This window comes from Staphylococcus arlettae (assembly GCF_002902345.1).
GTDB classification, from domain to species: Bacteria; Bacillota; Bacilli; order Staphylococcales; family Staphylococcaceae; genus Staphylococcus; species Staphylococcus arlettae.
Genome location: NZ_PPQB01000018.1, coordinates 127,707 through 150,653, shown reverse-complemented (window position 1 = coordinate 150,653; position 22,947 = coordinate 127,707). Strand labels below are relative to the sequence as shown.

The window sequence follows — 22,947 nt, the reverse complement described above, 5'->3', positions numbered from 1 at the left end:
GAGCCGAGACCGAGAGGTCTCTTTTTTTATGTTGAAAAATATACAAACTAGACCGTAAGGTCTTTATTATAAAAGTAGAAACGAGGCGAAGTGAAAGCGATTGAAGCTGACGAATGAAACTTGTGACGCAACGCGCTTACGAGAGGTAAGCAAGTCAGGAGCAAGTTGAAAGAGGATAGATGCGAACGCTTGCCACAAGCCGAAAGCCCTTAGCGCCGATGGTAGTGGTTAACATCCCGCTAGAGTAGGACGTTGCCAGGCAAATGTATACAATTGTTAAAACAATTGCATAAGTAGTACTAATGCATTACATGCAAAGTACTACTTTAGAGCCGAGACCGAGAGGTCTCTTTTTTTATGTTGAAAAATATACAAACTAGACCGTAAGGTCTTTATTATAAAAGTAGAAAGTTACGAGGTAAAAAGGTATACAATTGCTGGAGCAATTGCATTAGTACTACTTTAAATGCATTACATGTAAAGTACTACTAATTTTATTTTACAAAGGCATTAATTAATGCATCTGTATGACTTTGGAGTGCTGCTTTTGGTATACCTCCAAATCCAATGATAAATTTGGGTTGTGTCTCTTTTGGATTATATTGGTTCATTGGAACGACCTTTACTTGGTGATCAGACGCTTGTTTTAAGCATTCTTCTAATGTGCTACCGTTAGTAATAGTTAAGGTAAAATGCATTCCTGTTAATGCGCCTTCAATTTGTAATTGGTTTGCATAGGGTTTAAGTCGTTCTAAAATAAATTTGAGCTTATCACTATAAACAGTTCTCATTTTATTAAGGTGACGTTCAAAGCTGCCAGAGTGCATGAAATTCGCTACTAATTGTTGTAAATGCATTGGTACGGTATTACCTTCTTTGTACGGAAGTTGCTGATATCGTGTGAGTAATGGGTTAGGTAGAACGACATATGCAATTCGACAACTCGGATATAAAGATTTCGAGAAAGTACTAATATATATCACTTTATCTTTAGTATCTAGACTTTGTAAGGCCGGAATAGGTTTCCCGGAAAAACGAAACTCAGAATCATAATCATCTTCAATAATATAACGATTGTCATCTTTTTGAGCCCAATGAATCAGTTGGGTTCTTTTTTTTAGGTTCATGACATAACCAGTTGGAAACTGATGGGATGGCGTAACATAGGCAACATGATGCTTACTTTGTTTAAATGCGTCAATATCAATTCCAGTAGGTGTAACAGGAACTTGTAAATAAGGTATTTGTTTTTTATCCAACACTTGCTTAATTGGAGGATAACTAGGTTGTTCTATAATAAATGATTGATCATCTAAGATATCTGTTAATAAATTAATGAGTTGTTCAGTCGATGAACCGATAATAATTTGATTTGGATGGCTGGTCACGCCACGGCTATTAAATAAATAATGTGCTATTTCTTGTCTTAATTCTTTTAAGCCTTGTGAATCACGATGTTGTAGCAAAGCACGTTGATCATCTTCAAAGATATCACGCGCATGTCGTCTAAATTGTTGCATTGGAAAATATTCAGCGTCAATTTCTGCCATATTAAAAGCGTATTTGTGATGTATAGTCTCTTCGTTTTTTTCTTGATTATCGACATGGGGAGGTTGTGGTGTATCATTTTTATAAATAACAGGTAAAGATTCAATATCTGACACATAATAACCAGAACGCGGTTTAGCATAAATAAACCCTTCATCTAATAAAATTTGATAGGCATGTTCGATAGTAGTATTACTGACTGACAAATGTGCACCTAAAGCACGTTTAGAAGGGAATTTATCATCAGCATGATATTGACCTTCAATGATTTGTTGTTTTAAAGTTTCATAAAGATTGAGGTAAAGCGGTTGTTTCGGCATATAACTGACCCCTTAATTTTATTGAGAATTGTACCTTTTTAAATACCAGTTTATCTCTTAAAATGAATTTAATCAACTATGAAAAGGGGTAAGTAATATGTCAAAAATTACTGGATCAGATAGAGTAAAACGAGGAATGGCTGAAATGCAAAAAGGCGGCGTTATTATGGACGTTGTTAATGCAGAACAAGCTAGAATTGCTGAAGAAGCAGGCGCAGTTGCTGTAATGGCTTTAGAACGTGTGCCTTCTGATATTAGAGCTGCTGGTGGCGTAGCACGAATGGCTAATCCAAAAATTGTAGAAGAAGTAATGGAAGCAGTGTCTATCCCTGTAATGGCTAAAGCACGTATTGGTCATATTACAGAAGCACGTGTTTTAGAATCAATGGGCGTAGATTACATTGATGAATCTGAAGTGTTAACACCTGCAGATGAAGAATATCATTTATTAAAAGATCAATTCACAGTACCATTTGTTTGTGGTTGTCGTAACTTAGGAGAAGCAGCTCGCCGTATTGGTGAAGGTTCTGCGATGTTACGTACTAAAGGTGAACCAGGTACTGGTAATATAGTGGAAGCAGTTAGACATATTCGTCAAGTTAATTCAGAAGTAAGTCGTTTAACTGTAATGAATGATGATGAAATCATGACTGAAGCTAAGAATATTGGTGCACCATATGAAGTATTAAAATCAATTAAAGACAATGGACGTTTACCAGTTGTAAACTTTGCAGCGGGTGGTGTAGCAACACCTCAAGATGCTGCTTTAATGATGGAGTTAGGCGCTGATGGTGTCTTTGTTGGTTCAGGTATTTTTAAATCAGAAGACCCTGAAAAATTCGCAAAAGCCATTGTTCAAGCGACAACACATTATCAAGATTATGAATTAATTGGTCGTTTATCAAAAGAGCTAGGTACTGCTATGAAAGGTTTAGATATAAATCAACTTTCTTTAGAAGAACGTATGCAAGAGCGTGGTTGGTAATATGAAAATTGGCGTACTGGCATTACAAGGTGCAGTTAGAGAACATATTCGTCACATCGAACTGAGTGGACATGAAGGTGTAGCCATAAAACGTGTAGATCAATTAGATGAGATAGACGGTTTAATACTACCTGGTGGTGAGTCGACAACATTGCGTCGTCTAATGGACTTGTATGGATTTAAAGAAGCACTACAACAATCAACATTGCCAATGTTTGGTACTTGTGCAGGTTTAATTGTCTTAGCTAACGATATTGTTGGTGAAAGTGGTTATTTAAACAAGTTGAACATTTCAGTACAACGTAATTCATTTGGGCGTCAGGTAGATAGCTTTGAAGCTGAATTGGATATTCGTGGGATTGCTAAAGATATTGAGGGTGTGTTTATTCGAGCACCACATATTGAATCAGTGCAAGCAGGCGTAAACGTACTGTGTACAGTAGGTGAGAAAATTGTAGCGGTACAAGAAGGGCAGTATTTAGGAGTATCTTTCCATCCAGAATTGACGGATGATTACCGAGTAACACAATATTTCATTGACCATATTGTGCAAGGACAACAAACACACCAAGTATGACAAAATGTATTTAAGTCCATACAAAACTTTATATCATAGTGAAATAACATGTTAGAAGAGTATAAATAAAAAAGGACCTAGAACATTGCAATATGTTCTAGGTCCTTACATTTTTTATGCTGCTGAATATTTTTTATAAAGAACAAATGATGTCGTAGCTCCTGCAACTAATACAGATGTTAAAGATGCCACTTGTTTAATTATTTTCTTTTTACGTTTGGATGAAAATTCCAATTCCCTTTGTACTTGAATTTCAAAATCTTCTCGTGAATCAAAATTAATTACGTCATGAGCCATTTTCATGGAACATCTCCCCTTAATATATAATAATCAGTGCAGTATTTGAGTATTGTGTCAATTTAAAGTACTAATTGTAGTGCTTAATAGCTATAAAACAAAAGCGAAAGTACACGAACTATAGCTGTAAGTTAGAGTGTTACATTGTATAAATTGTGTTACTTCCTTTGAATTAAAATTTGATACTGCACTTCTTGTTCATAGGTATGAATAAATGCACCTACTTATTGAATGATACATGTTTAGATGTAAATTTACAAGTGGCAACATTTTAATATGCTACACCTATTTAAAATGAAAACACACTCAACGATATTAGGCGATGAGTGTGTTTGTTAGGTTTGTTGTTGTAAAAAATTGATTTAAGCTATTTTAAATTGTATCACTAAATAAAGAAGCCTGCGATTGCTGATGAAATGAATGAAACTAATGTAGCACCGAATAATAATTTCAAACCAAAGCGGGCTACCATGTCACCTTTTTCGTTATTTAATGATTTAATTGCACCGGAAATAATTCCGATTGAACTGAAGTTGGCGAAAGATACTAAGAAAACTGAAACGATACCTTTAGCATGCTCACTCATACCTTTAACTTTACTTAAACTTTGCATCGCAACAAATTCATTGGATAGTAGTTTTGTTGCCATAACAGAACCAGATTGTACTGCATCGCTCCAAGGAATACCAGCTAAAAATGCAAATGGCGCAAAGATAAAACCGATAATTGTTTGGAAGTCCCAATCAATTTGTCCACCTGACAAGCCTGAGAAGATACCGGCAACAAGTCCGTTAAGTAAAGCGATTATAGCAATGTACCCTATTAACATTGCACCAACGATTACAGCAACTTTAAATCCGTCTAAGATGTATTCTCCCAATACTTCAAAGAATGACTGTTTTGAAGCTTCACTTTCTTGCACAATTAATTTATCTTCTTTTTCATCCACACGATATGGATTGATGATAGAAGCGATAATAAAACCACCGAATAAGTTTAAGACTACTGCAGTAACAACGTATTTAGGTTCGATTAATGCAAAGTACGCACCAATGATAGACGCTGATACTGTAGACATAGCAGAAGCTGTTAATGTATATAAACGTTGTTTAGGTATGTATGCTAATTCTTTTTTTAGTGATATAAAAACTTCTGATTGTCCCAAAATAGCAGCGGCAACTGCGTTGTATGATTCTAATCGTCCCATGCCATTGATTTTAGAAATAAGAAATCCTAAAACATTAATAATCCATGGTAAAATTTTTGTATATTGTAAGATACCAATTAATGCTGAAATAAACACAATAGGTAATAAAACATTAAAGAAGAATGGAGGGTTTTCAGGATCTATATATTCAAATCCTCCAAATACAAAATTTACCCCTTCTGCTGCTTGTGCTAATAGATAATTAAAACCATTTGAAATACCACTAATAACAGTAATACCAAATTTTGTTTTAAGTAAGATAAAAGCAAAAACTAACTGTATTCCAAGTAACAAACCGACATAATTCCAACGTATATTTTTTCTGTCTGAGCTAAACACAACGGCAAGTGCTAAAAATACTACGATACCAATTAAGCCAATAATAATATGCATATTGTTTTTCATCCCTTTAATTTTTTCTTAATATCTATAATACAATAAAAGTTATATAAGTAACATGGATTTTTTAAATTTTTAAATCATATTGGTTGAAAAAGGTCAAAGTTGGTCATATAATATAGTCAAAGAAGGTCAAAAAGAGGTGATAATCATGCACAATATGTCTGACATCATAGAGCAATACATTAAAAAGTTATTTGAAGACTCCAATGAAGATGCTGTAGAAATTCAGCGTGCACATGTAGCACAGCAATTTGATTGTGTGCCTTCGCAGCTCAATTATGTAATTAAAACACGTTTTACGAATAAACATGGTTATGAAATTGAAAGTAAACGAGGTGGCGGAGGCTATATTCGAATCACAAAAATTGAAAATAATGACGCAAGCGGATATATTAATCATCTACTCCAAATTATTGGTCCTTCAATATCTCAACAACAAGCGTACTATATTGTAGATGGCTTATTAGAAAAAGGTTATATTAGCGATAGAGAAGCTAAAATGATTAATGCAGTAGTAGATAGAGAAACATTAAAAATGGATGTAGTAGCACGTGATATTATTAGAGCTAATATTATGAAAAGACTATTACCGATCATAAATTATTATTAAAAGAGCGAGGTGATTACCGTGTTGTGTGAGAATTGTCATTTAAATGAAGCCGAAGTGAAGGTAGCAGTAAAAGGAAAAGACGGTATTCAAGAAAAATGGGTATGTACCACTTGCGCTAAAGGGAACAACCCTTGGACACAAGATAGTCAAGTAGAACAACAAGATGATATAGAAGGTGCCTTTGTTGTAAAACAAATATTACAACACTTAGCAGCTAAACACGGTATCAATTTTGATGAAATTACGATTAAAGAAGCTAAACGTTGTCCAACATGTCAAATGTCTTTACGTGATATCGCACATGTAGGTAAGTTTGGCTGCGCACAATGTTACGATACATTTAAAGAAGATATTGTAGATATTGTAAGACGTGTGCAAGGGGGTCAATTTGAACACACAGGTAAAACACCTCATTCGTCCCATAAAAAATTAGCGTTAAAAAAACAAATAGAAGAAAAAAACAACTATTTAACACATCTAATTGAAGAGCAAAACTTTGAAGAAGCTGCTGTTGTCAGAGATGAAATCACAGCATTAAAAGCAGACAGAGATAGCGAGGTGTCACGTGATGAGTAATAAAGACTTAAATGCACATATGAGTGAGTGGATGCGTGAAGGTACTGAATCACCAGTCATTATGTCATCGAGGATTAGGTTGGCACGAAATTTGGAAAATCACGTACACCCGTTAATGTTTCCATCTGAACAAGAAGGTTATAGAGTAGTTAATGAAGTTCAAGATGCGCTTCCCGAGTTAGCAGTGCAACATTTAGATCAAATGGATCAGCGCAGTAAATTTAAACTCGTTGCGAAACATCTTATTAGCCCTGAATTAATTAAACAACCAGCGGCAGCAGTATTATTAAATGAAGATGAATCATTAAGTTTAATGGTGAATGAAGAAGATCACTTACGTATTCAAGCAATGGGTAATGATTTATCACTACAATCATTGTTTGAAAAAGCTTCACAAATTGATGATCAGCTAGATGCTAAGTTAGACATCAGCTTTGATGAAAACTTAGGTTATTTAACAACATGTCCGACGAATATTGGTACAGGAATGCGTGCTAGCGTGATGCTACACTTACCTGGGTTATCCATTATGAAAAGGATGAACCGCATTGCACAGACTATTAATCGCTTTGGATTTACAATGCGTGGGATATACGGTGAAGGTTCACAAGTATATGGTCACATCTATCAAGTATCTAACCAATTAACGTTAGGTAAAACAGAAGCGGAAATTATCGATAGTTTAACTGAAGTAGTACAACAAATTATTAATGAAGAATTGCAAATTAGAGAGCAGTTAAATCGTCATAATTACGTTGAAACACAAGATAGAGTATATCGTTCGTTAGGAATCTTAAAGTATAGTAGACTGATATCAATGGAAGAAGCTTCGTTTAGATTAAGTGAAGTTAAATTAGGCTTAGATTTAGGATATATCATATTAGAAGATTTTAAGTTCAATGAGCTGATGATTGCCATTCAATCACCATTTTTAATAGATGATGAAGATGAAAAATCAGTGAATGAAAAAAGAGCTGATATCTTGAGAACATATATAAAATAGGAGGTCTCGTTTTATGTTATTTGGTAGATTAACTGAACGTGCGCAGCGCGTATTAGCACATGCACAAGAAGAAGCAATCCGTTTAAATCATTCAAATATAGGTACAGAGCATTTACTCTTAGGTTTAATGAAAGAACCAGAAGGGATTGCAGCAAAAGTGCTAGAATCATTCGAAATCACTGAAGAAAAAGTAGTCGAAGAAGTGGAAAAACTTATTGGACATGGTCAAGAACAAATGGGCGCACTCCATTACACGCCACGGGCTAAAAAAGTCATCGAATTATCTATGGATGAGGCGCGTAAGTTACACCATAACTTTGTAGGTACAGAGCACATCTTATTAGGACTTATTCGTGAAAATGAAGGCGTTGCAGCGCGTGTATTTGCAAACTTAGACTTAAATATAACTAAAGCACGTGCACAAGTAGTGAAAGCTTTAGGTAGTCCAGAAATGAATAATAAAAATGCACAAGCTAATAAATCTAATAACACACCAACATTAGACAGTTTAGCGAGAGACTTAACTGTTATTGCTAAAGACGGTACTTTAGACCCTGTCATTGGTAGAGATCAAGAAATTACACGAGTGATTGAAGTATTAAGTAGACGTACTAAAAATAATCCAGTGCTTATTGGTGAGCCAGGTGTTGGTAAGACTGCAATTGCTGAAGGGTTAGCACAAGCAATCGTTAACAATGAAGTACCTGAAACATTGAAAAATAAACGTGTCATGTCATTAGACATGGGTACGGTAGTTGCTGGTACTAAATACCGTGGTGAATTTGAAGAGCGCTTGAAAAAAGTTATGGAAGAAATTCACCAAGCAGGTAATGTTGTTCTATTCATTGATGAGTTACACACACTTGTAGGTGCAGGTGGCGCAGAAGGTGCTATCGATGCATCCAACATCTTGAAACCTGCTTTAGCTAGAGGCGAATTACAATGTATTGGTGCAACTACATTGGATGAATATCGTAAAAACATCGAAAAAGATGCAGCATTAGAACGTCGTTTCCAACCTGTACAAGTAGATGAACCAACAGTAGAAGATACTGTAGAAATCTTAAAAGGATTACGTGATCGTTATGAAGCGCATCACCGCATCAACATTTCAGACCAAGCAGTTGAAGCTGCAGTACAATTAAGTAATCGTTATGTTTCAGATCGTTTCTTACCAGATAAAGCGATTGATTTAATAGATGAAGCAAGTTCAAAAGTACGACTCAAAAGTCATACAACACCACCAAATTTAAAAGAGATTGAACAACATATTGAACAAGTGAAAAATGAAAAAGATGCAGCTGTACATGCTCAAGAATTTGAAAATGCAGCTAATTTACGAGATAAACAAACAAAATTAGAAAAACAATATGAAGAAGCAACAAATAACTGGAAAAATGCTCAAAATGGCGAAAACACAGCATTATCAGAAGAAGATATTGCAGAAGTTATCGCTGGTTGGACAGGTATTCCATTAACTAAAATTAACGAAACAGAATCACAACGCTTACTCAACTTAGAAGATACGTTACACGACAGAGTTATCGGCCAAAAAGAAGCGGTTAACTCTATCAGTAAAGCAGTAAGACGTGCCAGAGCAGGCTTGAAAGATCCTAAACGTCCAATCGGTAGCTTTATTTTCTTAGGACCTACAGGTGTAGGTAAAACAGAATTAGCACGTGCATTAGCTGAGTCAATGTTTGGTGAAGAAGACGCAATGATTCGTGTTGATATGAGTGAATTCATGGAGAAACATGCTGTGAGTCGTTTAGTCGGAGCACCTCCAGGCTATGTTGGTCACGACGATGGTGGACAATTAACAGAAAAAGTTAGACGTAAGCCATATTCTGTTATTTTATTTGATGAAATTGAAAAAGCACATCCAGATGTCTTTAACATTTTATTACAAGTCCTTGATGATGGACATTTAACAGATACTAAAGGTCGTCGCGTAGATTTCCGTAATACTGTAATTATTATGACTTCAAACGTTGGAGCTCAAGAATTACAAGATCAGAAATTCGCTGGCTTTGGCGGTGCAGAAGAAGGACAAGATTATGAAACAATTCGTAAAACAATGTTGAAAGAATTGAAAAATGCCTTCCGTCCAGAATTCTTAAACCGTGTCGATGACATTATCGTCTTCCACAAATTGGATAAAGATGAATTGAAAGAAATTGTAACAATGATGGTTAATAAACTAACAGAACGTCTGTCAGAACAAGATATTAGCATCAGTGTTACTGATACAGCGAAGGAAAAAATTGCTGAAGAAGGCTATGATCCAGAATATGGTGCTAGACCATTAATCAGAGCTATTCAAAAAACGGTCGAAGATAACTTAAGTGAATTAATTTTAGATGGTAACAAAATCGAAGGTAAAGACGTAGTTATTGATCATGATGGTAAAGAATTTAAGTATGATATCAAAGATCGTGTAAATGAAACAGAAGAACAAGAACAAACAGAAACAACAGAATCTTAAGAGAATTCCGTGTGTAAGTTTGAAGGCTGGGACAAATTAATTATGTCTCAGCCTAATTTTATATTGCCAGTAGATGACTAAACATGCGTTTCAAATCATGCGTGTTTCAATCCGAGTCATCATTGTTGAGGTAGGGCGACGAAATCTTTTTAATAAAATTAGATTTCTGTCCTACTTCTTTTTTATGTAAACGATGATGTAAGGCTCTTAATTGAGATACTTAGTTAATCTTGCGTTTGCTTACTTTAGTATTCAGCACACTGATTTATCTATAATTGAGATACTATTTAGGCATAATAATAGTGTCTCAATTTATGACAGAATATGATAAAGTAGTAAAATGTGTAAGCGTAACATTGAATAGGAAATGTCATATTAATAACTGTTAGCTTTAAGAAATAATCAATGTAGGATTGACTAGTAAGTTAGATACGGTGATATAAGCCCTATGAATCACTTAATATTTTAATTGTTTTTACAGCAACAGAGGTATAGAATAGATTTGTTCAAGTAAAGTTGGAGGTGCAAATTTGGCCAAAAAGAAAGTGATATTTGAATGTATGGCTTGTGGCTATCAGTCTCCGAAATGGATGGGGAAATGTCCAAGTTGTGGTGCGTGGAACCAAATGGAGGAGAGTATAGAGCAACAAGCTTCAAGCCCAAAACATGGAGTGAGAAGTAAAGATACTGCATCGAAAGTGCAGAAACTTAATGAAGTAAATAATGAAACAGCACCTAGAATAGAAAGTAAATCTGCAGAGTTTAACAGAGTATTGGGTGGTGGCATAGTTAGTGGATCGTTAGTGCTCATTGGCGGTGATCCCGGAATTGGGAAATCAACGTTACTGTTACAAATATGTGCAACGTTATCACAAAGCCACAATGTGCTCTATATTACGGGAGAAGAATCATTAAATCAAACTAAGTTACGAGCTGAACGTTTAGATGAAGACTCAAGTCATTTAAACGTATTCGCTGAAACAGATTTAGAAATTATTCATGATACTGTAAAAAAAATGAAACCTGATTTAATCGTTGTAGATTCGATCCAAACGATATTCCATCCTGAAATTAGTTCTGCACCTGGCTCTGTGTCACAAGTGAGAGAGAGTACGCAAAGTTTAATGAACATTGCTAAACAAATGAATATTGCGACCTTTATCGTAGGACATGTAACTAAAGAAGGCCAAATTGCTGGGCCGCGGTTGTTAGAACATATGGTAGATACAGTGTTGTATTTTGAAGGTGATGAACATCATGCCTATCGTATTTTACGTGCGGTCAAAAACCGTTTTGGTTCAACCAATGAAATGGGAATTTTTGAAATGAAACAAAGCGGACTAAAAGGTGTCAAAAACCCTTCAGAGATGTTTTTAGAAGAGCGTTCGACGAATGTGCCAGGTTCAACTATTGTATCAACGATGGAAGGGACAAGACCACTATTGATTGAAGTACAAGCATTAGTTACACCAACGACCTTTAATAACCCGAGACGTATGGCGACAGGTATTGATCATAATAGGCTTAGTTTATTGATGGCAGTGTTAGAGAAAAAAGAGAATTTTTTATTACAACAACAAGATGCATATATTAAAGTTGCTGGTGGTGTACGTCTAACAGAACCTGCTGTTGACTTAGGAATTATAATGGCTACGGCTTCTAGTTTTAAAGATTTAGCTGTTGATGGTCTCGATTGTTTCATCGGAGAAGTTGGACTTACTGGTGAAGTACGTCGTGTATCCAGAATCGAACAACGTGTACAAGAAGCTGCAAAGCTTGGTTTTAAAAGGGTTGTTATCCCTGAAACAAATATTGGAGGCTGGACTTTCCCTGATAATATTCAAGTTATCGGTGTTTCTAGCGTTCATGATGCATTAAAATATGCATTGAAACAATAAATATAAATAAGGAAAATGAATAGTACTGCCACCGATATGTAGTCACTATGGAAAGGAAGTATTATTGAATATGATAAGAGTCATTGTAATCTTGTGCTATGTCATATTAGGTGCAAGTTTGGGCGTCTATTTTATACCAGAAATTATAAATGATACAGGACTAAGTCATTATCCACTATTAAAAAATAGTTATTTTACTGGTCTATTAGGCATAGTTATTTTCTTCCTTTTGTTTGGGTGGTTTATACGAAAAATCGCCTTAGGCTTAAGAGAAGTTGAGCAAACGATTATGCGTCAAAGTGCAATTGAAATCTTATTTGCCACAATTGGTCTAATGATAGGACTATTAATTTCAGTTATGATTTCTTTTATTTTCCAAATAATTGGTAATAATGTATTAAATCATTTTGTACCGATTATTATTACTATTATATTAGGTTATCTTGGTTTCCAATTTGGCTTGAAAAAACGAGATGAAATGTTGTTGTTTTTACCTGAAAACATGGCGCGTTCGATGTCTATTAATGCTAGAAATGCAGTACCTAAAATTATTGATACGAGTGCCATTATCGATGGTCGTATTGTTGATATTATAAAATGTGGTTTTATTGACGGTGAAATTTTAATACCACAAGGCGTTATAAATGAGTTGCAAATTATTGCTGATGCCAATGATAGTGTGAAACGAGAAAAAGGACAACGTGGATTAGATATATTAAATGAACTTTATGATACGGATCATCCGACACGCATCATCCATCCTACAAAATCACATAGTGATATTGATGCAATGCTCATTAAATTAGCTCAACATTATAGGGGTCATATTATCACGACTGATTTTAATTTGAACAAAGTATGTCATGTGCAAGGGATACAGGCATTAAATGTGAATGACTTATCTGAAGCAATTAAGCCAACTGTCCATCAAGGTGACCGTTTTAACTTATTATTAACGAAAATGGGCAAAGAAAGTGGACAAGCTGTAGGTTACTTAGATGACGGTACGATGGTCGTAGTAGACAATGCCAAAAAGCATATTGGAGAACATATTGATTTAGAAGTGATTAGCTTATTACAAACTTCATCAGGTCGTATTATTTTCGCCAAAAAAATTAGTGCATAATAAATTATAATCTATGTAATGCCATGTAATTGATAGGGTGTTACATAGATTTTTTAATACATAGATATAGGCATGGTGTTATCAATTTATACTGTATCGTGCTACAATAGATAGCGAAAAATGCCTTTAGCTATGTATTGGCGAAGTAAGCTATTACTTCGATAATTATCTATAAATTAGAAAAAAGTGATAAGCAAAATATGCTGAGCTATGGTATTATTAATTAGAAAATATAACAAAGCATATTCATAGTTAATGGTGTGGGTATAGGTATAACAAGTATAAGTTGTTACAGCATGTTTCAACTTTTTTGATGTGCCGTCAATACGCACGCATGTTAATTGATAATATTAAAATGGTAAACAGGAGTGAACATAATGAGTGATCGCGTAAGAGTTAGATATGCCCCTAGTCCAACGGGCTATTTGCATATAGGTAACGCTAGAACAGCTTTATTTAACTATTTATTTGCAAAACATTATGATGGAGACTTTATTATTCGTATTGAAGATACAGATAGTAAACGTAATTTAGAAGATGGCGAATCTTCTCAATTTGATAACTTAAAATGGTTAGGCATTGACTGGGATGAATCAGTAGATAAAGATAAAGGCTATGGACCATACCGCCAATCAGAGCGTGCAGAAATTTATAATCCATTAATTCAACAATTATTAGACGAAGACAAAGCATATAAATGTTATATGACTGAAGAAGAATTAGAAGCTGAACGTGAAGAACAGATAGCAAACAATGAAATGCCACGTTACGGTGGAAAACACGCACATTTAACTGAAGAAGAAAGACAACAATTTGAAGCGGAAGGTCGTAAACCATCAATTCGTTTCAGAGTACCTAAAGATACAACATTTAAGTTTGATGATATGGTTAAAGGTGAAATTTCATTTGATTCCAATAATATAGGTGACTGGGTTATTGTGAAGAAAGATGGCGTGCCAACTTATAACTTTGCAGTAGCAGTTGATGACCATTACATGGAAATTTCAGATGTTATTCGTGGCGATGACCACATTTCTAATACACCAAAACAAATTATGATTTATGAAACATTTGGTTGGGAAGTACCACGTTTTGCGCACATGTCATTAATAGTTAATGAAGAACGTAAAAAATTAAGTAAGCGTGATGGTAAAATTTTACAATTTATCGAACAATATCGTGATTTAGGTTATTTACCAGAAGCGTTATTTAACTTTATTACTTTGCTAGGTTGGTCACCAGAGGGCGAGGAAGAAATTTATTCTAAAGAAGAATTTATTAAGATTTTTGATGAACAACGTTTATCTAAATCACCTGCCTTCTTTGATAAACACAAATTAGCTTGGGTAAACAACCAATATATGAAGCAAAAAGATACTGAAACAGTATTTGAATTAGCTTTACCTCATTTAATTAAAGCTAACTTATTACCAGAACAACCAACAGAAGCGGACCTAGATTGGGGACGTAAATTAGTAGCGTTATATCAAAAAGAAATGAGTTACGCTGGAGAAATTGTTCCGTTATCTGAAATATTCTTCCGTGATGAGCAAGCACTAGGCGATGATGAACAAGAAATCATTGCTGGAGAACAAGTGCCAGAATTGATGGAACATTTATATAGCAAATTAGAAGCGTTAGAAGTCTTTGAAGCGACAGAAATTAAAAAAACAATTAAAGAAGTACAAAAAGAGACTGGAATTAAAGGTAAGCAATTATTTATGCCGATTCGTGTTGCGGTTACTGGGCAAATGCATGGACCGGAATTACCTAATACAATTGAAGTATTAGGTAAAGATAAAGTGTTAACAAGATTACAACATTACGTAAAATAAATCTGTGGCACTTAGAAACTTGAAATACAGTACGAGAACCCCTATGATAAGAATTGACAATGCAAAGGATTAGTAAGTAGTAAAAGTGTTCAGAGAGTGTACGGGAGCTGCGAGTACATCACTAATACTATGGAATGCACCTTTGTTGCTAACAATTAAATGATGTAAATGAGTGTATATAAGTGCAATTTTGGGATGAAATATCAAAATTAAACTTATATATAAAGAAGAGTGGGACCGTGCCAAAGCACCTCTAGCATATTGTGTTAGAGGTGCTTTTTTAGTAGGGAGGAAAAAATCTTGTTTAAAGTTTTAAAAAGAGTAAAAGATGATATAAATATGGTTTTTGAACAAGACCCAGCAGCAAAAACGACGTTTGAAGTTGTGACATCATACGCAGGTTTACATGCTGTATGGAGTCATCTCATTGCGCACACATTATATAAAAAGGAAAAATATGTTCTTGCAAGATTAATATCACAAATTACGCGGTTTTTTACTGGTATAGAAATACATCCAGGTGCAAAGATAGGGAGACGTTTATTTATCGATCACGGCATGGGAGTAGTAATTGGTGAGACATGTCGAATTGGAGATAATGTAACTATATATCAAGGTGTGACACTAGGCGGAACTGGAAAAGAGAAAGGCAAAAGACATCCAGACATTGGAGATAACGTACTGATTGCAGCGGGAGCTAAAGTACTAGGTAATATTGAAATTCATTCAGATGTAAATATTGGTGCTAATTCTGTAGTACTAACTTCTGTGCCAAGTTTTTCAACTGTAGTAGGTATACCAGGGCATATAGTAAAACAAGATGGTAAACGTATCGGTAAAACATTCGATCATTTAAATTTACCTGACCCGATTTATGAGCAAATGAAAGAGTTAGAGAAACAACTTGAAAAAACAAGAAATGGAGAGATTCAAGATGATTACATTATATAATACATTAACACGCCAAAAGGAGACTTTTGAGCCTCTTGAACCGGGTAAAGTGAAGATGTATGTATGTGGACCTACAGTTTATAACTATATTCATATAGGGAATGCTCGACCAGCAATTAACTATGATGTAGTACGCAGATACCTTGAATACAAAGGTTATGAGGTAGAATATGTATCTAACTTTACCGATGTAGACGATAAACTCATTAAACGTTCAAACGAATTGAACGAATCAGTACAGTCGATTGCTGATCGCTATATTGAAGCATTTTATGAAGATACGTCAGCATTGAATGTTAAGAAAGCAACGTCGAATCCACGTGTTATGAATCATATGGATGACATTATTCAATTTATTCAAGAATTAGTTGATGAAGGTTATGCTTATGTCAGTGGTGGCGATGTTTATTTTAGAACACGTAAGTTTGAAGATTATGGTAAATTAAGTCATCAATCACTCAATGATTTAAAAGTAGGTGCTCGTATTGAGCAAGGTGAACAGAAAGAAGATGCACTTGATTTTACATTGTGGAAACAAGCAAAACCCGGTGAAATTAGTTGGGAGAGTCCATTTGGAGAGGGACGTCCAGGTTGGCATATCGAATGTTCTGTAATGGCATATAAAGAATTAGGTGCCACAATTGATATTCATGCTGGTGGGACAGATTTACAATTCCCACACCATGAAAATGAAATTGCGCAATCAGAAGCACACAACCATGCACCATTTGCGAATTATTGGATGCATAATGGTTTTATTAACATTGATAATGAAAAAATGAGTAAATCGTTAGGTAACTTTGTGTTAGTACATGACATTATTAAAGAAATTGATCCTGACGTATTACGTTTCTTCATGATTAGCGTACATTATCGTAGCCCAATTAATTACAATATGGAACTTGTTAATGCAGCTAGAAGTGGATTAGAGCGTATACGTAATAGTTATAATGCTGTGTTAGAGCGTGCAGCAATTGCTACAGATATAACAGATCAAAGTGACTATTTAGAGCAAATTGATAGCATATTAACACAATTTGAAACTGTAATGAATGACGATTTTAATACCGCGAATGCTATCACGGCATGGTACGATTTAGTTAAATTAGCAAATAAATTTGTATTGGAAAATACCACTTCACTGGCGGTACTAGAACGTTTTAAAGAAGTGTTCCATATCTTTAGCGATGTGTTAGGCGTGCCATTAGAAGGTGCTTCAACTGATGAATTATTAGATGAAGATGTTGAAGCATTAATAGCAGAACGTGATGCTGCTAGAAAAAATAAAGATTTCGCACGCGCAGACGAAATTCGTGATGACTTAAAAGCACAAAATATTATACTTGAAGATACGCCTCAAGGTGTGAGGTTTAAACGTGGCTAATACTAATCCTAAACTTTTGAACCCATTGACATTAGCGTATATGGGAGATGCTGTGTTAGATCAACACATTAGAACCTATATCGTTTTGAAATTACAAAGTAAGCCCAATCGTTTACATCAGGTGGCAAAACAATATGTTTCTGCTAAAAGCCAAGCACAAACACTAGAATATTTGATTGAGAACACTTGGTTTACAGATGAAGAATTAGAAATAGTACGTCGTGGACGCAATGCTAAAAGTTATACTAAAGCTAAAAATACAGATATACAAACATATAAGAAAAGTTCAGGCTTGGAAGCAGTCATTGGCTTTTTATATTTAGACACACAAGAAGAGCGTCTGACAGCATTATTAGAGGCAATTGTAGAAAGTGTAAATGAAAGGGAGTGACATGTTGGAAGATATCGTTATCGTCGGTCGACATGCGGTAAAAGAAGCTATTACCAGTGGCCATACAATTAATAAAATTTTAATTCAAGATGGAATTAGAAAACAACAAATCAATGAGATATTAAAAAAAGCTAAAAACGAGAAAATCATTGTACAAACCGTTCCTAAATCTAAGATAGACGGTTTGTCAGAATCACCACACCAAGGTGTCGCTGCATTAGTAGCGCCTTATGAGTATACTGATTTTAATGACTTTATAGCGCAACAAGACAACAAAGATACTTTAGCCACAGTGTTGATTTTAGATGGGTTAGAAGATCCACATAATTTAGGATCGATTATTCGTACGGCTGACGCTTCGGGTGTAGATGGGATTATTATACCTAAACGTCGTTCCGTTGCTCTAACACAAACAGTTGTAAAAGCAAGTACAGGTGCTATCCAACATGTGCCGATTATGCGCGTGACAAACTTAGCACAAACGATCGAGTCGTTAAAGGAACATGGCTATTGGGTAGCAGGAGCGGAAGCAGATAACGCAACCGATTATCGTGAGTTGGATGCTGGCATGCCACTTGCGTTAGTTATCGGTAGTGAAGGCCAAGGTATGAGTAGATTAGTGAAAGATAAATGTGATTTTTATATCAAGATTCCTATGGTTGGACACGTCAATAGTTTGAATGCATCTGTAGCAGCAAGTTTACTGATGTACGAAGTTTATCGTAAACGGAATCAGATTGGAGATGCATAATGAAGGAAAGGTACTTAATCATAGATGGATATAATATGATTGGCCAATCTAAAACGTTAAGCAAACTCGCACAGGAAAATCTAGAAGAGGCTCGTGAACAATTATTGATTGCTATTGCAAACTTCAGTGCGGTTGTTGCTGATGAAGTCATTTGTGTATTTGATGCTTACGACCAATCTGGTTTGCACTCTGAGTATGAGTATCATGGTGTTAAAACAGTGTTTACGAAAGAAAAGGAAACAGCTGATAGCTACATCGAAAAGTATGTTTACGATTTGTATAATAAACATACGACACATATTACAGTAGTAACGAGTGACATGAGTGAACAACATGCAATCTTTGGCACAGGCGCCTATCGCATCTCATCGAGAGAAATGTGGCGCGATTTAGAAGAAAACGAAACGACTATTTCTAAGTCATTAGATGGCTTCAATGAAACTAAACCAAGAACACGTATCCCATTATCAAATGAGATATTGCAAGAATTCGAAAAAATTAGGCGTGGTAACCACAAGAAAGACTAATTTTGCCCTCTTGCTTTTTAGTGATCTCGCTTTGTATGATATGAATATTCTAACGGAAAGGAACATATCATGAGAGACCATATGACAACTAAAAAGCAATCTGTAGCCCATGCCACTAATGAACATAATCAAACATTAGTAAACCACATCATTGCACAGGTCACACCTAAGATTAAAGCAAGTTTAAATTGCAGCTCAATTACTAAAGATAGTAAAGATGATTTGTTTCAAGACATTATCCTGAAGCTTTTACTCAATATAGCGCATTTTGACTTTAAGCAAGACACACCAATTGAACATTACATCAATAAAATAGTGAAAACAACAAAAGCAGATTACTTTCGACGACGCGCGTTACAAAATGTGCAACGGCAAGCATTAGTGCAAGAGTTTCGTGTGAATTATGAATCACGTACACAACAGCAAAATATTGAAGTGATTATATTACGTAATGAGTTGAAAACAATATTAAATCAGAGCTTCGAACGACTGACCATATTAGAACGTACTATTATGACTGATATGGTAAATGGCTATAAACCGCATTCTATTGCACAGCGTTTTAATATAGAACACAAAGTAGTCTATAACGGGATTCAAAGAGCAAAACGCAAAATTAAGCGTTATTTACTACTCTGGTGGCAATAAAATGTAGTACACTGAATATGGTGATATGACAACACGTGATACATTTTACAATAGTATTGATGTTTGACAATTGCTATATGACTTATGTATAGTAGATTGGTATTATAATGAATAAGGTGAGGTTTATTGAAAAAAGTACCGTTGAATTGTGAAGAATGTGGCAGCCGAAATTACAATTTACCCAAACACAACGATGCAACTACGAGACTTACATTGAAAAAATATTGCCCTAGGTGTAATACACATACACTGCATAAAGAAACAAAATAAATGTTAGTGTATTTCATATTAAGTAGCTGCAAACGCGAACGGATAACATAGTAGTAATGGATGACTCGAGTATAATGAGATGGAGGGTTTATAATGGCTAAAAAAGATGGTTTCTTTCAAGGCGTAAAGTCTGAAATGGAAAAGACAAGTTGGCCAACTAAAGAAGATTTATTTAAGTACACAGTAATTGTGGTTGCTACAGTAATCTTCTTTCTAGCTTTCTTCTATGCCTTAGACTTAGGAATTGGCAGACTTATAGAATTAATTAAATAGTGAGGAGTGACGACATGTCTGAAGAAGTTAGTGCAAAGCATTGGTATGCAGTGCATACTTATTCTGGTTATGAGAATAAAGTTAAAAAGAATTTAGAAAAACGTGTAGAATCTATGAATATGACAGAACAAATTTTTAGAGTTGTCATACCAGAAGAGGAAGAAACACAAGTTAAAGATGGTAAAGCGAAAAAGCTAACTAAAAAAACATTCCCAGGATATGTGTTAGTTGAATTAGTGATGACCGACGAATCTTGGTATGTTGTAAGGAATACACCAGGTGTAACTGGTTTCGTTGGTTCTGCTGGTGCAGGCTCAAAACCTAATCCTTTATTGCCTGATGAAGTACGTTTCATCTTAAAACAAATGGGCATGAAAGAAAAAACGATTGATGTTGAAGTTGATTTAGGTGAACAAGTACGAGTGAAATCTGGTCCGTTTGCTAACCAAGTTGGTGAAGTACAAGAAATTGAAGCGGATAAATTCAAATTAACAGTTTTAGTAGACATGTTTGGAAGAGAAACTCCGGTAGAAGTAGAATTTGATCAAATAGAAAAATTATAATAATTAAAAGGAAAATTACTATTGATTTCTAATATAGATTGATGGTATAATACTGTGGTCGCGCTTTAGAGCGTTCCATTTCGTCACGAAATGTAGAAGAGTGGGAGGGCAAAACTCAGTCCTGTGACCACATCACGATATCAAGGAGGTGCACATCGTGGCTAAAAAAGTAGAAAAAGTAGTTAAATTACAAATTCCTGCAGGTAAAGCAAACCCAGCACCACCAGTTGGTCCAGCATTAGGTCAAGCAGGTGTGAACATTATGGGATTCTGTAAGGAATTCAACGCACGTACTCAAGAAGATGCAGGTTTAATCATTCCGGTGGAAATCAGTGTTTATGAAGATCGTTCATTTACATTTATTACTAAAACACCACCAGCTCCAGTACTACTTAAAAAAGCAGCTGGCGTTGAAAAAGGTTCAGGCGAACCTAATAAAAACAAAGTTGCTACAGTAACTAAAGATCAAGTACGCGAAATTGCTAACAGCAAAATGCAAGACTTAAACGCTGCAGACGAAGAAGCAGCTATACGTATTATCGAAGGTACTGCACGTAGTATGGGTATCACAGTAGAATAATTATAACAATTAACATGAAACAGATAGACGGATAGTAGCAGATGACAGAGATGACAAACATGATCGCAGTATTCAACATTGTCGTAAATGAAGAAGTAGAACTGTTGAGGAAGTCTCCCAAAGTCCATACACACTTCACTGTTATCTGCTCTTAACTTGCGCAGGCAAGTAAACGTGGGAGGAAATTCCGCTAAAACCACTAAAGGAGGAACAATAAATGGCTAAAAAAAGTAAAAAGTATCAAGAAGCAGCTAGTAAAATAGACCGCCAAAAACATTACGATGTTGAAGAAGCTGTCGCATTAGCTAAAGAAACAAGCATCGCTAACTTTGATGCTTCAGTAGAAGTAGCATTCCGTTTAGGCATTGATACACGTAAAAATGACCAACAAATCCGTGGTGCAGTAGTATTACCAAACGGTACTGGTAAATCACAACGTGTATTAGTATTTGCTAAAGGTGACAAAGCAACAGAAGCAGAAGCAGCAGGCGCTGATTACGTAGGCGAAGGCGACTACGTAAACAAAATCCAACAAGGATGGTTTGACTTCGATGTAGTTGTTGCAACACCAGACATGATGGGTGAAGTTGGTAAATTAGGTCGTGTATTAGGACCTAAAGGTTTAATGCCAAACCCTAAAACAGGTACAGTTACTATGGATGTGAAAAAAGCTGTTGAAGAAATCAAAGCTGGTAAAGTAGAATACCGCGCTGAAAAAGCTGGTATTGTACATGCATCTATTGGTAAAACTTCATTTGATACTGATAAATTAGTTGAAAACTTCAGAGCTTTACAAGATGTATTAGCAAAAGCTAAACCATCTTCAGCTAAAGGGACTTATTTCAAATCTGTTGGTATTACTACAACAATGGGTCCTGGCGTTAAAGTTGATACTTCAGGCTTTAAACTATAATAAATCATATCTAATATAAATAGACTGAAAGTATTCCTTTCAGTCTATAAATAAATATTGACATATTACAATAAACCAGTTATATTGGTTTATGTGATTATTTTACCTAAGACAGTAGGAGTTATACATTAACTTAAAATTACATCCTGCCGAGGCTAAAATTGACTTGAACGTGAAGAAACTTTCAAGCACTTTTTGCCGTGGGTAGAAAGTGCTTTTTTTATTGAGTGATGCTTTTAACTCTTAAGCTAGAGTATTATTCAAAATTAAAAGCACCAAAATAAATTGTATGGAGGTGTCTAAATGTCTGCTATCATTGAAGCAAAACAACAACAAGTTGATACTATTGCTGAACAACTTAAAAACTCAGTATCTACTGTAATCGTAGACTACCGTGGTTTAAGTGTAGCTGAAGTGACAGAACTACGTTCACAATTACGTGAAGCTGGTGTTGAGTACAAAGTTTACAAAAACACTATGGTTCGTCGTGCTGCTGAAAAAGCTGGTATCGAAGGATTAGATGAATTCTTAGTAGGACCTACAGCTGTTGCAACATCTACTGAAGATGTCGTTGCGCCAGCAAAAGTACTTGCAGGATTCGCTAAAGAACACGAAGCATTAGAAATTAAAACAGGTATTATGGAAGGTAGCGTTATCTCAGCTGAAGAAGTTAAAACAGTTGGATCTCTACCATCACACGACGGTCTTGTATCAATGCTATTATCTGTATTACAAGCACCAGTCCGCAACTTCGCATATGCAGTTAAAGCTGTTGGTGAAGAAAAAGAAGAAAGCGCTGAATAATTGCGCATAAAAAAACTTAACTT

At 35.2% G+C, this 22,947-nt stretch carries 24 protein-coding genes and 1 other annotated feature; of the genes, 21 read left to right on the top strand and 3 right to left on the bottom strand.

Annotated elements, in window-relative coordinates:
• Positions 1-494: 494 nt before the first annotated feature.
• Positions 495-1,868, bottom strand: a complete 1,374-nt coding sequence (gene pdxR, locus CD036_RS08965) for a MocR-like pyridoxine biosynthesis transcription factor PdxR (protein WP_002509394.1) — start codon at positions 1,866-1,868, stop codon at positions 495-497.
• A gap of 97 nt (positions 1,869-1,965) precedes the next feature.
• On the opposite strand from pdxR, the gene pdxS reads away from it, so the two are divergent.
• A complete protein-coding gene (gene pdxS, locus CD036_RS08960) occupies positions 1,966-2,853 on the top strand; it encodes a pyridoxal 5'-phosphate synthase lyase subunit PdxS (RefSeq protein WP_002509395.1) in 888 nt (295 codons plus the stop codon).
• Position 2,854: 1 nt separating this feature from the next.
• A complete protein-coding gene (gene pdxT, locus CD036_RS08955; RefSeq protein WP_103388474.1) occupies positions 2,855-3,430 on the top strand; it encodes a pyridoxal 5'-phosphate synthase glutaminase subunit PdxT in 576 nt (191 codons plus the stop codon).
• Between the two features lie 114 nt (positions 3,431-3,544).
• Here pdxT and CD036_RS08950 read toward each other — a convergent pair whose 3' ends face one another.
• Positions 3,545-3,733, bottom strand: coding sequence for a hypothetical protein (locus CD036_RS08950; protein ID WP_002509397.1), 189 nt, complete (start codon positions 3,731-3,733; stop codon positions 3,545-3,547).
• Between the two features lie 379 nt (positions 3,734-4,112).
• Positions 4,113-5,327, bottom strand: a complete 1,215-nt coding sequence (locus CD036_RS08945; RefSeq protein WP_103388473.1) for a NupC/NupG family nucleoside CNT transporter — start codon at positions 5,325-5,327, stop codon at positions 4,113-4,115.
• A gap of 157 nt (positions 5,328-5,484) precedes the next feature.
• On the opposite strand from CD036_RS08945, the gene CD036_RS08940 reads away from it, so the two are divergent.
• From CD036_RS08940 to rplJ, 19 genes are all read left to right on the top strand, one after another.
• The gene (locus CD036_RS08940; protein WP_103388472.1) at positions 5,485-5,946 is read left to right on the top strand and encodes a CtsR family transcriptional regulator; all 462 of its coding nucleotides are present in this window, start codon (positions 5,485-5,487) and stop codon (positions 5,944-5,946) included.
• 18 nt (positions 5,947-5,964) lie between these two features.
• On the top strand, positions 5,965-6,522 hold the full coding sequence (locus tag CD036_RS08935) for a UvrB/UvrC motif-containing protein (protein ID WP_103388471.1): 558 nt from the start codon (positions 5,965-5,967) through the stop codon (positions 6,520-6,522).
• Positions 6,515-7,525, top strand: a complete 1,011-nt coding sequence (locus CD036_RS08930; protein ID WP_103388470.1) for a protein arginine kinase — start codon at positions 6,515-6,517, stop codon at positions 7,523-7,525. Before CD036_RS08935 ends, CD036_RS08930 begins: the two co-directional genes overlap by 8 nt.
• Positions 7,526-7,538: 13 nt before the next feature.
• The gene (locus CD036_RS08925) at positions 7,539-10,010 is read left to right on the top strand and encodes an ATP-dependent Clp protease ATP-binding subunit (protein WP_021459824.1); all 2,472 of its coding nucleotides are present in this window, start codon (positions 7,539-7,541) and stop codon (positions 10,008-10,010) included.
• 530 nt (positions 10,011-10,540) lie between these two features.
• Positions 10,541-11,908: a DNA repair protein RadA gene (gene radA / locus CD036_RS08920; RefSeq protein WP_103388469.1), complete on the top strand. Its 1,368-nt coding sequence runs from the start codon at positions 10,541-10,543 to the stop codon at positions 11,906-11,908.
• A 64-nt stretch (positions 11,909-11,972) separates the two neighbouring features.
• On the top strand, positions 11,973-13,034 hold the full coding sequence (locus CD036_RS08915; protein ID WP_103388468.1) for a PIN/TRAM domain-containing protein: 1,062 nt from the start codon (positions 11,973-11,975) through the stop codon (positions 13,032-13,034).
• A 377-nt stretch (positions 13,035-13,411) separates the two neighbouring features.
• Entirely contained in the window at positions 13,412-14,869 is a 1,458-nt protein-coding gene (gene gltX, locus CD036_RS08910) for a glutamate--tRNA ligase (protein ID WP_002509405.1), read from the top strand.
• Between the two features lie 300 nt (positions 14,870-15,169).
• Positions 15,170-15,820, top strand: coding sequence for a serine O-acetyltransferase (gene cysE / locus CD036_RS08905; protein WP_002509406.1), 651 nt, complete (start codon positions 15,170-15,172; stop codon positions 15,818-15,820).
• Positions 15,804-17,204, top strand: a complete 1,401-nt coding sequence (cysS, locus tag CD036_RS08900; protein ID WP_002509407.1) for a cysteine--tRNA ligase — start codon at positions 15,804-15,806, stop codon at positions 17,202-17,204. The genes cysE and cysS overlap by 17 nt, the downstream gene beginning before the upstream one ends.
• 40 nt (positions 17,205-17,244) lie before the next feature.
• Entirely contained in the window at positions 17,245-17,595 is a 351-nt protein-coding gene (locus tag CD036_RS08895) for a Mini-ribonuclease 3 (protein ID WP_082435643.1), read from the top strand.
• Positions 17,596-17,599: 4 nt separating this feature from the next.
• On the top strand, positions 17,600-18,346 hold the full coding sequence (gene rlmB / locus CD036_RS08890) for a 23S rRNA (guanosine(2251)-2'-O)-methyltransferase RlmB (RefSeq protein WP_002509409.1): 747 nt from the start codon (positions 17,600-17,602) through the stop codon (positions 18,344-18,346).
• On the top strand, positions 18,346-18,873 hold the full coding sequence (locus tag CD036_RS08885) for an NYN domain-containing protein (protein WP_103388467.1): 528 nt from the start codon (positions 18,346-18,348) through the stop codon (positions 18,871-18,873). The genes rlmB and CD036_RS08885 overlap by 1 nt, the downstream gene beginning before the upstream one ends.
• 81 nt (positions 18,874-18,954) lie before the next feature.
• The gene (locus tag CD036_RS08880) at positions 18,955-19,521 is read left to right on the top strand and encodes a sigma-70 family RNA polymerase sigma factor (protein ID WP_167868137.1); all 567 of its coding nucleotides are present in this window, start codon (positions 18,955-18,957) and stop codon (positions 19,519-19,521) included.
• A 126-nt stretch (positions 19,522-19,647) separates the two neighbouring features.
• The gene (gene rpmG, locus CD036_RS08875; RefSeq protein WP_002509412.1) at positions 19,648-19,791 is read left to right on the top strand and encodes a 50S ribosomal protein L33; all 144 of its coding nucleotides are present in this window, start codon (positions 19,648-19,650) and stop codon (positions 19,789-19,791) included.
• Between the two features lie 93 nt (positions 19,792-19,884).
• On the top strand, positions 19,885-20,064 hold the full coding sequence (gene secE, locus CD036_RS08870) for a preprotein translocase subunit SecE (RefSeq protein ID WP_103388465.1): 180 nt from the start codon (positions 19,885-19,887) through the stop codon (positions 20,062-20,064).
• 14 nt (positions 20,065-20,078) lie between these two features.
• Entirely contained in the window at positions 20,079-20,627 is a 549-nt protein-coding gene (gene nusG, locus CD036_RS08865) for a transcription termination/antitermination protein NusG (RefSeq protein WP_002509414.1), read from the top strand.
• A gap of 157 nt (positions 20,628-20,784) precedes the next feature.
• Positions 20,785-21,207, top strand: coding sequence for a 50S ribosomal protein L11 (gene rplK, locus CD036_RS08860; RefSeq protein ID WP_002509415.1), 423 nt, complete (start codon positions 20,785-20,787; stop codon positions 21,205-21,207).
• A gap of 217 nt (positions 21,208-21,424) precedes the next feature.
• Entirely contained in the window at positions 21,425-22,120 is a 696-nt protein-coding gene (gene rplA / locus CD036_RS08855; protein ID WP_002509416.1) for a 50S ribosomal protein L1, read from the top strand.
• A gap of 87 nt (positions 22,121-22,207) precedes the next feature.
• Positions 22,208-22,350 (top strand) — a sequence feature (ribosomal protein L10 leader region).
• A 73-nt stretch (positions 22,351-22,423) separates the two neighbouring features.
• Entirely contained in the window at positions 22,424-22,924 is a 501-nt protein-coding gene (rplJ, locus tag CD036_RS08845; RefSeq protein WP_002509417.1) for a 50S ribosomal protein L10, read from the top strand.
• Positions 22,925-22,947: the final 23 nt, after the last annotated feature.